The following is a 13,992-nucleotide window of genomic DNA, read 5'->3' as shown; positions in this document are numbered from 1 at the left end:
TAGTTTTGGATAACAGTAAAATCAAGAGATATACAGTAACGGCTGCATTGCCATATACGAACGGTCCGGTGCACATTGGGCACCTTGCGGGTGTTTACCTGCCAGCAGATACTTATGTACGTTTCCTCCGCTCCAATAAGCGTGATGTAAAGTTTGTTTGCGGCTCGGATGAGAATGGTGTTCCCATTACTTTAAAAGCAAAAAAAGAAGGCATTACACCACAACAGGTGGTGGATAAATACCATAAAATCATCGGTGATTCTTTCCAGGAATTTGGCATCTCCTTCGATATCTATCACCGTACATCGTCGTTGACACACCATCAGACTGCTTCAGGCTTCTTTGAAAACCTGTACAACAAAGGGGTGTTTACGGAGGAAGTTACCGAGCAGTACTATGATGAAAAAGCACAGCAGTTCCTGGCCGATCGTTACATCACCGGTACTTGTCCGCGCTGCGGATTTGAGCATGCCTATGGCGACCAGTGCGAAAACTGCGGCAGTACTTTAAATGCGACTGATCTGATCAATCCAAAATCTACCTTATCTGGTGAGCCCCCTGTGCGCAAGGAAACCAAGAACTGGTTCCTGCCATTGGATAAATATGAAGATAAATTAAGAGCATACATCGAAAGCCATAAGGAGTGGAAGCCGAACGTGTACGGTCAGTGTCAAAGCTGGCTGAATGCTGGTTTGCAGCCACGTGCGATGACCAGGGATCTGGACTGGGGTGTTGAGGTGCCTTTGAAAGATGCTGCGGGAAAAGTGCTTTATGTGTGGTTTGATGCGCCTATCGGTTACATCTCCGCAACTAAAGAGTTTTTCAATTATGCAAAGCTTGACGTATGGAACCCGAAAGCGGAGAAATACTACATCAATCAGAACACTGTAGAGAAGGGCAACTGGGAGCAATACTGGAAGGACGACAGCACGAAGCTTGTTCATTTCATCGGAAAAGATAACATCGTCTTCCACTGCATCATTTTCCCTGCGATGCTGATGGCGCATGGCGACTATATTCTTGCGGACAATGTTCCTGCAAATGAGTTCCTGAACCTGGAAGGACAGAAAATCTCAACTTCTAAAAACTGGGCGGTATGGCTGAACGAGTACCTGCTGGAGTTCCCTGATAAACAGGATGTGCTTCGCTATGTGCTAACCGCGACTGCGCCGGAAACCAAAGACAACGACTTTACCTGGAAAGACTTCCAGGCTAGAAATAACAACGAACTGGTTGCGGTATTGGGCAACTTCATCAACCGCGTGGTGGTGCTTACCCACAAATACTTTGATGGTAAGGTGCCAATGATCATGGACATCAAGCCAGAGGATCAGGCCGTAATTGATGAACTGGCACAATACCCGGCGAAGATCAGTGCTTCCATTGAGAATTATCGCTTCAGAGAGGCTTTAATGGAGGTGATGAATGTTGCGCGATTGGGTAACAAGTACCTGGCGGATATGGAGCCATGGAAGGTGATTAAAACTGATGAGGATCGTGTAAGGACCATCCTGAACGTGAGTCTGCAAATCGTTGCCAGCCTGGAGATCCTGATCGAGCCTTTCCTGCCTTTTACTGCAGACAAGCTGATGAAGATGCTGAACTACGGTGGGCATCTATGGGCACATGCAGGGCAGATGAATTTACTGCCTAGGGGGCACCAGTTGAATCAGCCAGTGTTGTTGTTCGAAAAGATTGAAGATGAGCAGGTGCAGTTTCAAATTGATAAACTGACGAAGAGTAAAGACGAAAATACGCTTGCAAATGCTGTTGCGGCACCAGCGAAGGAGAACATCAACTTTGACGACTTCAGTGCGGTGGATATTCGCGTTGCAACGATCATCGCAGCAGAGAAGGTTGAAAAGACGAAGAAGCTGCTTAAGTTAACGTTAGATACTGGCCTTGATCAAAGGACTGTGGTATCGGGCATTGCGGAGCATTATAAACCAGAGGAAATCATTGGTCAGCAGGTGAGTTTACTTGTAAATCTTGCGCCAAGGGAGATCAAAGGGATATTATCACAAGGCATGATTTTAATGTCTGAAAATTCCGATGGAAAACTTACTTTTGTGGCGCCTGTTGATAAGCACAACAACGGCAGCGTTATCAAATAATATTGGTCCCGTAGTTCAACGGATAGAATAGAAGTTTCCTAAACTTTAGATATGAGTTCGATTCTCGTCGGGACCACCGATTTAGCCAGCAGTTATACCTAACTGCTGGCTTTTTTGCTACAAGGGGCTAGAAAAGGGGCGAACGATTTTGGAGAAATATGATTTGTGTTTGCTTTGACCTTTGGCTGTTTAGTAGCATTTGGGTAATTACGTAATCCATATTTTGACAAAGAATTTTTTACGCAAAGAAAATATTGACATTGTGGTTAAACTTGTTAATGTTGCATAACTTTACTTCTATATTCACAATTATAAACTTGTTAACGCTTTATGACCTTTGATGAAAATACCACTAAAATTATCCTTGCTGTTATAGGGGTAGTTGTCGTTGCTTTAGGTAGTTCCCTAATTACGATCAGAAAAATTCGAAAGCGGAATAACACTGTGCGCCAGGAAAATATAACGATTACTGGCACAGGGAAAATTGTTGGTGGAGATGACAAGTCAACGAATTAATGTTCGGCCCGACTCAGAGAGGCATTGAAATTGGGGGTGACAACAGTAAGGTAGTAGGGGGTGACGATCTTTCCTCTACTCAACATTACCACAACTATTCCAGGCCAACAAAGTTATCCAGTTTGTTTGAACGACTTAATCAGGAATACAATGCCGATAACAGAATTGATGACATAAATCATGACTTAAAACGATACATGTTGGAACGGGATGTAGTAGGCCTGGAACAAAAGCTTATTGATGGGAATATTGAGCATCTGTATGAAGATGCAATGTGGTTAAAGGAAGAATACTCGAAAAAGCTAACCAAATTTGTTTTCTTTGAGCCGGCTCAACAAATACATGCCTATCTTCTGGCGATAATAATCGAAAAGTTTCGAAATTTGATATACCCTCTTTTAAGAGAGGGGAAACTTGAATCTGAAATCATGAAGGTAGTATCAGAACATATAAATACTCCCCTGCTAAATATAATTCGTGAGGAAGGTTGCAATGATATCATGGGTTTGACTGCAACAGATGTCGATGGTATGGTCTTTTTTCTTACAGGCAGATGCCACATAAAATGGAATATATGATAGTATATCATCCTGCATTTGATTTATACCATTCTGTTTACCGGATGTTGCAAATATTAACCCATTTTAATAGAAACGATTATGTTGAGACGGAAAGGCTAAGAATATGGGATTTTTATTTGTTGTTTCCGGATAAGATTAGCACTATTAAATTAAAAAATAACGAAAAGGATATTAAAGAACTAATTAAAACATTCATTAAAAAAAGTGATAATCCGTATGAGCTTCTACTTGATAATAGAAAAGTTTTCGAAAGGATTAAACCGTATCAGTTAGGCGCGCTGAAATGTTTGGCATCCTATGGAATTATTGATAAGGATTACCTGAATACAAATAGAATTACGATCATTTCAAAAGAGATATTGTCAACCTATTCGTCAAAATTCGAAGCATTAAGTTCAAAGGAAAACAATGCAATAAGTTTATTGACATCCCATTTTTATTTGATGTCGTTATATGGTGAAGGCGGATTAAAAGATAGAACTCAATTACTAGAAAGCAAGTACGATGCACAATAATCTTTTCCTAAATAGGCTGCTTATCAATACAAATGACCATAAAGTTGCTTATGACGAAAAATTCATGCGTGGAATAAACATTATTAATGGCGATAATAGCAGCGGGAAATCAACGATTTCACATTTCATATTCTATGTTTTAGGGGGTTACTTCAATGATTGGGTGAAGGAGGCTAAAAGATGTCGAGAGGTCTTAGCTGAAGTTGAAATGAATCGTAATGTATTCACTCTGCGTAGAGGAATAAATATCAATGTAGAAACAGGGAAGGGTAATCCCACGGAGTCCATCTACATATATTGGGGGCCAATGGCTGAAGCGCTTCTTGTTCCTGCACACGACTGGCAAAAATTCAACTATAATACTACCGCTGAGAGAAAGAGCTTTTCAAATGTATTCTTGAAAAACTTGATCTGCCAATTGTAAAAGGTGACAGTAACATCACGTTTCACCAGATTTTAAGACTTTTATATGTTGATCAGGAGTCTCCGACAAGTTCTTTGTTTCTGTATGAGCAGTTTGATACCACCCTTACCCGAGAAACTGTTGCAGATTTACTTTTAGGTGTTTATAATCAAGACCTTTATGGTGCGAAGACGAGAAAGGTTGAAGCAGATAAAGAATATGACGATGTAAAAAGGGAGATAAAAGTCATAAGACAATTTATTCATAACGAACTTAATCTTTTTCCTGTCCACATACTCCAGCAAATAACAAGTAAAGAGGCAGAGATATTTAATATAGAAGAACAGCTCATTCTGCTACGGGAAAAGAACAAGTTGGTTAAATATACTGCAAATACGAGACTTGAATTTGAGCGTTTAACTCAGGAGTCGATTGTTCAAAGAAGCGTTGTTAGCGAACTGGATTCGAAAATTGCTTTTTTGAAATACGAAATCGACGATTCACGGTATTTCATCGACACTTTGGAAGCTAAAATAAAGGCTGTAAGAAATTCAATGTTGACAAGAGAGTTTTTGGGTGAATTTCCTTTGGATTATTGCCCCGAATGTTTGTCTGACCTAAAGAAACCAGAAGTGGAATCTGCCTGCAAGCTATGCAAACAACCCATAGACCAGAGTTTCGGCATTACCCAAGCAAGAAAAATTGAACAGGAACTAAGTTTTCAAATTAGAGAGTCTAAAGTTTTGATGGTTAAGCGTAATAGGGAATTAATTGAACTCACTTCTAGAATGGATTCAGAAAAAATTAAACTTAAACAAATCCAAACTAAAGTTAACGCATCTTTAAAGGACGTGAAGTCAATTAGAGATGAAAAAATTGACAAGTTATATGTAGATAAAGGCTTTGTTGAGGGTGAAATTTTACAACTCAGAACATTACTTGAAAATGCTGAGCTTTACCAAAAGTTAATAAAAAAGCGTGACGACCTTGATCAAGAGCTTAGCTACTTAAAGGCTGCCATTGATAAAATGCAGTCTGATCAAGAGAAGTTAAAGGCTTCTATAAATAAGGCCGTAGAAACCAAAGGATTATATTTGTTAAACAATGACTTAGAGAGGCAGGAAGATTTTAAAGCCGCTAAACAGTTTAATATTGATTATAGGAATAATATAGCATTCATTGCAGACAAGGATGCTAAATATTCAGCGAGTTCTAATTTTTATTTAAAGACAGCGGCGAGGTTTGCATTGTTTCTTGCTTCTCTTTCAATTGACAAAATGCGGTATCCTAGATTTATACTTTGCGATAACATGGAAGATAAAGGGATTGAGCCGTTGAGGGCACATAATTTTCAGAAAATAATTATTAGTGAAGCTTCTAAATCGGACAAGAATAGTTACCAATTAATATATACCACGTCTTTACTCCCTGCGGAACTGAAGGGTAGTGAATACATTGTTGGAGACTATTATACCAAGCAGAACCCGAGCTTAAAAAATGTCGGCTAAATGCTTATTGCCAATTTTGGTTTAAGTGTTCTTTTGTAGTGGATGACGATTCTAGTTTAGTGAGGGCACTTCTGGAAGGTCTGAGATCAGTTTGAATAAATAGGTTATTATAAATAATGATGGGTAGCAAATACAAAAAATGATATAATCAGTTGTATAGATAAGAATTAAACCTTAACTGTACGTGTTCCGAATATTTTAATTCTACTCACCGATCCCTCCATGGGATCTGTATTATCTATTTCGTCGAATGCGGAAGCGTTGATGCTCAGGGTTATATTAGGCATAATTTGTAAGCATCGAGCTTAATCTGATAAACTTTCACAACCCTTACCGACAGAATGCTTGGCGGCCTTTTACCCGAGAGCTAAAATGCGAGTACAGAAACGACTGCCAATGTCGAATTTACGTGAACGCTGTTATCTGTTTTTTACCACATCGAACATCTTCCAGCCAATTTGTTTCGGATCAGGATAGATAACATCCTCTGAGAGGGTAAGCTTTCCCTTAATATACGGGCCCAGGGATTTGCTGATCTCATAACTCTGAATGATGTTGCCCTTTAAGCGCTTGAGGTATTCTCTGTTCCTAGGAAGTGTTTCCTCAAAATATTCCCTATTAATTTCTTGTGATTCGGGAGTATCAAGGTCATCGTGGATGCTAGACTGAAATTTAGCCGCTCTTTCGAAGAAATTATGCAGGGCCTCTTCTAAGGGCTTCTCCTCATACCCATTGTAGATGAATAGGCCATTCTGCGCAATAATATTAAGACTACTTAACAAGTTGTACACAGACCTGTTTTTTTCATCGTTAGGAACAAGGAATACTTTTTCGGTGTGCATTTCGATCATACGATCCAGGTGCTGGCCAAAAAATGGATTATTTCCATCATCATCTTTATAATCAGCCCAGAAATCAACCATTTTTCCAACACTGCTGATTGCAGTATTGTCAGAAAGCAGTTCAAAATCGCTCTCTGTGATCTGGAAAATACTGAAATAGTCTTCAATACGATCAGATGGGCCAGTATCCGTGATACATTCAGTGGCGAAATATAGTGCTACATCGATGCTCGGAGTAAAATCAATAAGGGCTGATGGCGCGCCATAATGCTGCAAAAAGCTAAACAGTGACAGAAATGAAGGTGTAATATTCAATCCCCTGAAATAAGCAGGTAAAATTGTCGAGCTGTGTTCCGCCAAATAGGCTTTTACGAAGCTCTCGTATGCAAACTTGTTCCTCAAATCATCCTTAAACCAAAAACGCTGAAGGGAATTGAAAATCTTGTATTTGGCATTGCTAATGCCGCGTAATAGTGACGGTTCGCTAGTCACCTTCGCGTAGAATTCATCGAACTTTTTTTCGGTATTTATAATGTTTAATTGGAAAAATGCTCCTTTTTCCTTGAAGTTCTGGTATTCTGGTAGCTCCATGTCGTCAAAAAATTTTTGCAAAGATACGATGACGAAGCTTCCAAAAACAAAAAAAGGCTTTTTAGCGATGGGGTAACAGTCTAAAACGGGTGTTGAAAAGGGCTTTACCGGTCTGTAACATTGAATTCACTCACTCGGCTATTCAGATTAAATATTCTAAGCACCTAGACCAAATCCTGTATTCCTGACTGATTCCCCGGAGCGTACCGTTCTTGTAAAATTGTATCTGATCCATTTGGCAGCCGGCTGAAGGTCCCGCTGATAGCATCGATTTACATGCGTCTTCGGGCCTTTTTGCTACTCCCCACACTCCATCCTTTCGTTTGAGATCTATTTGGTAATTGCTTACGCCATTGAACCAATATAAATAGACAACCGCTGCTTTTGATAAAGCATGTAGCCAAGTGCTCTCATTATGACTAAAGAAAATTGAAAGTGAAACCAGGAGTGTACAAAACCAGGAGCACATATTACCCCTTGAACATAATACTACGCATATTCCGATAACAACTAATCCTGGTAAGTCCCTGAAGTTTTTGCTTGGCTAGGGGGTTTTTCTGGAAGGGTAATCAGGCACGCTGCTGTTTTGTGACCTTATTATAAATTGAAAACGGAGGACTGTTCCAGCCCGATTTTAAAACCGAACCAAATACAATCCCCACATTTCCCTGAGAGCAACGCACTCCAAACCATTCTAAACTCCCCAAAATGTCGTTCGACATCTTCTCCTTTAAGTTAGACTTCCATAATCCCCAGCTTCCCAGTAATCATTTCCGCCTGAATGCTATTTGATCTGCTTTGTGTCTGTCGCTTTTGGCCGGTACGGCCATTCCGCTTATTATATCTTTTAATTAGTGCCTGAATTTAATAGCAGCCTCATCAGCTGTTGAACAAATGTATAGCAATCCCCAGGCAGGTTTTTACGGGAAACCGTAGAGCGCCATAACATCTTTTCAGAAATGTAAAATTGACGGAAAATTGAACCACCAAATAGGGAGCAGGTAGGTAATCAACGCGGTGTCAATACGGCCTCCATGCGGGGTCTGTCCGGGGTCAATCCGGCCGTAGGCCGCTTGCACCCTAGTGCCAGGCCGGATTAATCCCGGGTTAACCTGCTAACAATGCCCACTTTTCCTTGCATTCGGGTGGATTTCTGCAGAAGCCCATAATCATAGAAATTAGACACATTGACCACCAGGAACTTTGAAATTTGAAACAAGCCTTGTATATCTTAAATTAGAACCAGCGATCTTCAAGGTAAAACAAGCGCAGAAATGAAAAGATTATTCAGGCAATTCCTCATTCTAAGCAGCATGATGCTAATGCTTAGCTGTTCAGAGAGGGTCTATAAAACAGATACTCCAGCTGTTGGCACGCTCAAAGTGATGTCCTATAACATTCACCATGCAAACCCGCCATCTGTGCCCGGGAAAATAGACCTGGATGCCATCGCCAAAACCATCGCGGATCAGAAACCAGATCTGGTGGCCCTCCAAGAAGTAGATGTAAACACCCAACGCTCCGGAAAGATCAACGAAGCCAGCATGCTGGCCATGAAACTAGGCATGAAAGGTTTGTTTTTCGCCAAAGCAATAGATCATGACGGTGGCGAATACGGCGTCGCTATACTCTCGAAATATCCGATCTCGGAACAGCAGATCCATAGACTGCCAACAAAAGAAGGCACAAAAGGAGAACCCAGGGTACTGGCGACCGTACAAGTCAATCTGCCCGGAGGTAAGAAAATCCGCTTCGCAAGCACGCACCTGGATGCACAGCAGAGCGATATGAACAGGCTTCTTCAAATCGCGGAGATCAATAAAATCGCACAGCAGGAGCAATTACCTTTAATCATTGCCGGTGACCTTAACGCCACGCCTGAAAGTGCCGTCATCAAACAGTTTGATGAACAGTTTACCCGAACCTGCCAGGATTGTGCGTTTACCATCCCGGTGATCAATCCAACCAAAACCATTGATTTCATCGCTTACCGCATAGGCAGCGCTTTTGAGGTTGTAAGTCACCAAATCATCCCGGAGCGCTATGCATCAGACCACCTGCCGATCGTATCCGTGTTTAAATTGAACTAGATTAGCGCTCAAAATCCGGCTAATGCTGGTCATGGCTACACACCCCAAACAAACCATCTCAAATAGCGTTTAACTATAAAACCAGATCACCATGAAACTGAAAATTGCACTCGCAGCATTAATGCTCACTACAGCCAATCTATATGCCCAGGACCAGCAACCAACGCTGCCAATCCCGGAACGTGTGAACGTTAAAGGCGGCGAGCTGACCATTCAGCCCATAACGCATGCGACCCTGGTCCTGAACTACCAAAACAAAAACATCTACGTGGACCCAACGGGCGGTGCTGAAGCCTTCACTGGACTTGGAACACCGCACGTAATCCTGGTTACAGATATCCATGGCGACCACTTCGACAAGAAAACCATTGCAGCAATTAATAAATCAGATGCCGTGCTTGTGGTGCCGCAAGCGGTAGCGGATTCCTTGCCTGCCACAATCAATAAGAAGAAACTTGTGGTGCTTAGCAATGGTGCAAAAACTACCCAAGCAGGCGTAACCATCCATGCCGTACCGATGTACAACATGCCCGATGCGGAAAACGCCAAGTTCCACCCGAAAGGCAGGGGTAACGGATACATCCTGGAAATTGGAGGCAAAAGGGTGTACATCTCCGGTGATACCGCCGATACCCCAGACATGCGCGCTATGAAGAACATCGACCTTGCTTTTGTATGCATGAACCTTCCATACACCATGGACGTAAATGGAGCGGCTTCAGGTGTGCTAGCTTTCAAACCTAAAGTTGTGTATCCATACCACTACCGCGGACAAGATGTAGAAGCCTTCAAAAAACTTGTAAACGACGGCGACAAAAGCATAGAAGTAAAACTTCTGCAGTGGTACCCTGGTAAGTAAACCTGCAATTAAGCCAGGCAAAAATCCTGCAAGAAATAACCTATTACTGCTCAACTTTAAAATCCGACAAGAAATCGAATAGGCTTACTTCTGCTGGAATTTGCAGCTTCTTCCTTAACCGGTACCTACTGATCTCTACGCCTCTTGGCGAGATCTTCATGAGCTCCGCAATTTCCTTGGTAGAAAGCCCCAGCTTGAGGTATGCCGCGAGTTTCATATCGTTCGAAGTAATGTTGCCGTAAACAGATTTAAGGTCTTCCAGGAAGTTCGCATGTACTTTATTGAAGTAAATAGAGAACTGTTCCCAACCTTCTCCGGATTTCTCCTCCGAGGAAAGCAGCCTGATGATCTTCCTCAGGTTGTAAAGGTTCTCATCTGAAGGAATATTCGTGTTCAGCTTGCTTAGATCGTGCTTAATCTTGGTCAGCAGTTCCTCCTTCTGCACCAGATGCATGGATGTAGATGCCAGCGCCGTATTCTTGATTTCAATCTCACTAATCAGTCTTTCGTTTTTAAGCTTGATGATCTCCTGTTCCGACTTATCGATTTCCAGCTGATGTAGATAGCGCATCCGTTCCTGTTCCTTTTCAAAAGCCTCGCGCTGCTTACGGAACTTGCGTTGCTGGCGCTTGTAGATCAAAAACAAGAGGCAAAGCACCAGCATCGAATAAGCCAGGTATGCAAATATGGTTTGATACCAGGGTGGAAGAATTACAAACTGGTAAACCGCTGCGGCAGATTCCTGTCCGAAGTTATTTTTCGCTTTAACGCGGAAAGTGTAACTGCCATGCGGCAGGTTCGTGTAATCCTTTTCCGTTTTCTTGCTGTAGGCCGACCATTGCGTGTCGAAGCCTTCAAGGAAATAGCTGTATTCAAGGTTCGCCTGGTTCTGTGGCAATACTGCAGTAAACTCGAAATGGAAGGAGTTCCAGTTGTAGCCGATGCTTGGTACCTGCTGCTGAATTTTAACATCATTCACCTCCGCATGATACCCTGCGAAGAGCAAACTATCCGACTTGCCGATCGCTTTTACCACATTGATCCGGATTTGCGGATCATTTAACCCCTGCAGGTACTTCTCATAATTGATGTGGTAAAAGCCCTTCTGCGCACCCACGATGATGTTGTTCTTATTGATGGGGTTGATGTGTTCAAACCCACTAACCAGCTTTCCATTCAATTCAGGGATGTAAATAAGCTTCATCTTCCCCCCGGAAAAATCACATACACCCAGATTCTTTTCCTGCACAAACCAAATGTTGCCTTCCTTATCTTCTTTCAGGTAGCGGATGTACAAGCCGTCGAACAACTTACCAAATAGCTTCGAAGCTTCAAACTTGTCGGTCCTAGCATTGTACTCGTAAACGCCACGTTCTGTTGTGATGACAATGCGACCTTTGATCTTGTAAACGTGGTTGTTGTACGTAGAAGGCAGGTTGTCTGCCTTTGTATAAAGCTTAATTTCCGGCGTCTCCGTATTGTTGAGCTTGATTTTGTAGACGCCCTGATAGGGATGGGAAGTCCAGATCACCTGGTCTTTGTCTACCGCCGTAAAGCGTGCCGATTCATCAAAGCCCTTGATCTTCCCAATGCGTGACAGACTTCCATCCTTGTAGCCAAGGATGTCAATACCCTCATAGTTTCCCGCTAAAACAACTGGCTCGTTTTTCAAAAGGTATGGTATAAAGTTCCAGTAGCCTTTACCCCCAAAGTGCTGCAGCGCGTCTCCGCCAGTCACGCTAAATGCGCCTTCATGTTTCCCGAGCAGCAGCTTGCCATTTACAATGTTCATCCCCCAGGCTTGCCCTTCACTATGATTTACAAAGGTCAGGCTGTTCTGAAGCAGGCTGAAATCCCCGGCAGCAGCAACGGGCATCCTGAATACGGCACCAGATAGTCCGAAATAAAGCGCTTGATCATATAGAACAGAGCTATGGCCCACACCCTCAGTGAAAATCTCCGGGTTTAAGTGCCGGATCGCATCGTTGTTGGCAATGAAGTCAATCCCATTGTTCAACCCCAGCCAGATGTTGTTGTGGTTGTCTTTAAACATGCTTAGGACCGCATTATTCTGGAGGCCCAGCTTTCTGGAGAAGTTGTAGACAATGGACCCCTGGCGATTAACGATGTAGCAGCCATTGATATTTGTGGCCACGACCAGCATATCTGCATTGAGCCTGAAAGCTTCAGAGATCTGATCGTTGCTGTATTGCTGGGTATTGTAGTCTTCCAGCTTGTCGATTTTGTTATTGATGATCGTGTACAAGCCATGCTGCCAGGTGGCGAGCAGCAAAGTATCGCCATTAAAGGCTGATAAGGAAGTAGCGACAGACGCATCAGGGATAGGTTGCTCTAGAAAGGGTTTCCAGCTGTTCTGCTCGTACTTCAGCAATCCACGTTTATCCTGGGCAATGATCTGGTTGTTTGCCATACCCATAAAGCGCCATCCGGAGTTGCTGTTGTAAACGGTGATCACGCCATCTTCCAACTTGAAAAGCTTCTTTTCCGCACGGAAAAACACCGCCTTATCATTAGCCACAATATTCCAGATGTCGGCAAAAAGCTTATCCTTTGCCGGAACTTTGTCGAGCAGGCTGTGGTACTGCAGCTTTCCATTAGCCGCGGGAGAGAAATAGCCGAAGTCACCCTGTGCGCCCACATAGATCTTATGATCCGGCGCAATAACAAGGGATCTTACAATGGTTTTATTCGCAATGGGGTAGGTTTTCCAGAAGGTGCCGTCGAACGTGAGCAGGCCTTCATTATTGGCGAAGTACAAAATGCCGTTGCGGTCCTGCTGGATGCCCCAGTTCTGCGTGCCTGCACCATAAGTAGTTTTCTCAAAGTTGATGATGTCCGGCAAACCGATCGGATTCTGTCCAAATGCAAGGTTGCAGATCAGGGTAAAAAGGATGGTGATCAGGAGAAGCGGTCCGCGCATAGCAATTTGGATAAAAGTAGCCAAAAACATCCAAGATTTCATGAATGTACATAAAACCGGCGTTTAAACATGTTTTTAGGCGGTATGATGTAGTATTGATGTACCCCTAAAAAGTGTCTTTCAGGAAGCTGTGAATACATTTGTAGCTGTTTAACCAAATGTAAACAAGTATGAATTTTCTAAAATCTTCGTACAGGCTCAAGAGTCTGTACCTGCCAGTTTTTCTGGCCTGCTTTTTAATTCTTGGCTGTAAGAAAAATGTCGCTGAACTCGGCCAGGCGGCAACAGCATCTTTTAAAGTTTCCCCGGTATCCGGAAAAGTCAACACCTTTTTACTAGAAAGCACCTCTGAAAATGCGTACCGCTATCAGTGGGATCTTGGCGATGGACAAGGCCTGCTTGCTGGCGATGCGCAGAAGGAAGCTTACTTCCTTAAAAAAGGTGAATACGACGTGAAACTCTATGCGCACGGCAATGGTGGCTACGACATCGCTACTCAGAAAGTTGTGGTGACTGAAGACGACCTTTCCCCAATCTTAAACAGCAAGGAATTCAAGCTTCTTACCGCACACGGCTGGAAGCTTGATCCAGCTTCTACAGCACCGATAATCGTTGGTACGGAGAACAATCCTGCAGAATACTTCGGCGGTGGTTCCCTTGCAGATTGCCAAATGGATGACGTTTACACCTTTGCTTTCGTGAACAACGATTTCAAGCTTACATACAACGCTAACGGATCAACCTTCAATGCAGGTAACGTGCAGCCGAACTATGCTTGTGGATCAGATCGCTCTTACAACAATGTTTCCTTTACCTACTCAACAGTAGTTTCTGGTGCAGGTATCGCAAGCATTACCCTTCCAGGTGCACCGCCCACGATGTTCATTGGCGTAACCGATGTAAGTTCAAATAACTACAGGATTATTTCCATCACAGACAAGGAAATGGTACTAAGAAGCGGTAAAGCAAATGAAACTGTACACCAGTTCCGGTTTATAGCCCAATAACATTCATAAGATTTAATTGATAACA

11 protein-coding genes and 1 tRNA gene are annotated in these 13,992 nt (G+C 42.7%); 10 read left to right on the top strand and 2 right to left on the bottom strand.

The window, feature by feature from the left end; all coding sequences use genetic code 11:
• The first annotated feature begins 5 nt into the window (after window positions 1-5).
• The 7 genes from metG to IEW69_RS03125 all read left to right on the top strand — a co-directional run bounded on the left by metG (window position 6) and on the right by IEW69_RS03125 (window position 5,637).
• Window positions 6-2,114, top strand: a complete 2,109-nt coding sequence (metG, locus tag IEW69_RS03150; RefSeq protein WP_229663496.1) for a methionine--tRNA ligase — start codon at window positions 6-8, stop codon at window positions 2,112-2,114.
• Between the two features lie 4 nt (window positions 2,115-2,118).
• Window positions 2,119-2,190: transfer RNA gene (locus tag IEW69_RS03145), tRNA-Arg, on the top strand.
• A 254-nt stretch (window positions 2,191-2,444) separates the two neighbouring features.
• Window positions 2,445-2,630 carry a hypothetical protein gene (locus IEW69_RS03140; RefSeq protein WP_188625375.1) on the top strand — a complete coding sequence of 62 codons (186 nt, stop codon included), beginning with the start codon at window positions 2,445-2,447 and terminating at the stop codon, window positions 2,628-2,630.
• Window positions 2,630-3,208 (top strand): ABC-three component system protein, encoded by a 579-nt coding sequence (locus IEW69_RS03135; protein WP_188625374.1) that lies wholly within the window; start codon window positions 2,630-2,632, stop codon window positions 3,206-3,208. The genes IEW69_RS03140 and IEW69_RS03135 overlap by 1 nt, the downstream gene beginning before the upstream one ends.
• Complete coding sequence (locus IEW69_RS03130; RefSeq protein ID WP_229663495.1) at window positions 3,205-3,726, top strand: ABC-three component system middle component 5; 522 nt, start codon at window positions 3,205-3,207, stop codon at window positions 3,724-3,726. The genes IEW69_RS03135 and IEW69_RS03130 overlap by 4 nt, the downstream gene beginning before the upstream one ends.
• Complete coding sequence (locus IEW69_RS16880) at window positions 3,716-4,150, top strand: AAA family ATPase (protein WP_229663494.1); 435 nt, start codon at window positions 3,716-3,718, stop codon at window positions 4,148-4,150. Before IEW69_RS03130 ends, IEW69_RS16880 begins: the two co-directional genes overlap by 11 nt.
• 74 nt (window positions 4,151-4,224) lie before the next feature.
• A complete protein-coding gene (locus IEW69_RS03125; protein WP_229663493.1) occupies window positions 4,225-5,637 on the top strand; it encodes a hypothetical protein in 1,413 nt (470 codons plus the stop codon).
• 419 nt (window positions 5,638-6,056) lie between these two features.
• Here the strand turns inward: IEW69_RS03125 and IEW69_RS03120 are convergent, their stop codons facing one another.
• Window positions 6,057-7,070, bottom strand: coding sequence for an FRG domain-containing protein (locus tag IEW69_RS03120; protein ID WP_188625372.1), 1,014 nt, complete (start codon window positions 7,068-7,070; stop codon window positions 6,057-6,059).
• Between the two features lie 1,274 nt (window positions 7,071-8,344).
• On the opposite strand from IEW69_RS03120, the gene IEW69_RS03115 reads away from it, so the two are divergent.
• Window positions 8,345-9,160, top strand: coding sequence for an endonuclease/exonuclease/phosphatase family protein (locus IEW69_RS03115; RefSeq protein WP_229663492.1), 816 nt, complete (start codon window positions 8,345-8,347; stop codon window positions 9,158-9,160).
• 91 nt (window positions 9,161-9,251) lie between these two features.
• Window positions 9,252-10,019, top strand: coding sequence for an MBL fold metallo-hydrolase (locus tag IEW69_RS03110; RefSeq protein WP_188625371.1), 768 nt, complete (start codon window positions 9,252-9,254; stop codon window positions 10,017-10,019).
• A gap of 43 nt (window positions 10,020-10,062) precedes the next feature.
• On the opposite strand, the gene IEW69_RS03105 is transcribed toward IEW69_RS03110, so the two are convergent.
• Window positions 10,063-12,960 carry a triple tyrosine motif-containing protein gene (locus IEW69_RS03105; RefSeq protein WP_188625370.1) on the bottom strand — a complete coding sequence of 966 codons (2,898 nt, stop codon included), beginning with the start codon at window positions 12,958-12,960 and terminating at the stop codon, window positions 10,063-10,065.
• 170 nt (window positions 12,961-13,130) lie between these two features.
• Between IEW69_RS03105 and IEW69_RS03100 the strand changes: the two genes are divergently transcribed.
• Window positions 13,131-13,967, top strand: a complete 837-nt coding sequence (locus tag IEW69_RS03100) for a PKD domain-containing protein (protein WP_188625369.1) — start codon at window positions 13,131-13,133, stop codon at window positions 13,965-13,967.
• Window positions 13,968-13,992: the final 25 nt, after the last annotated feature.

This window comes from Pedobacter quisquiliarum (genome assembly GCF_014642175.1).
Lineage (GTDB): Bacteria > Bacteroidota > Bacteroidia > Sphingobacteriales > Sphingobacteriaceae > Pedobacter > Pedobacter quisquiliarum.
The sequence above is the reverse complement of the archived record's forward strand: the minus strand, read 5'-3'. Positions and strand labels throughout refer to the sequence as shown.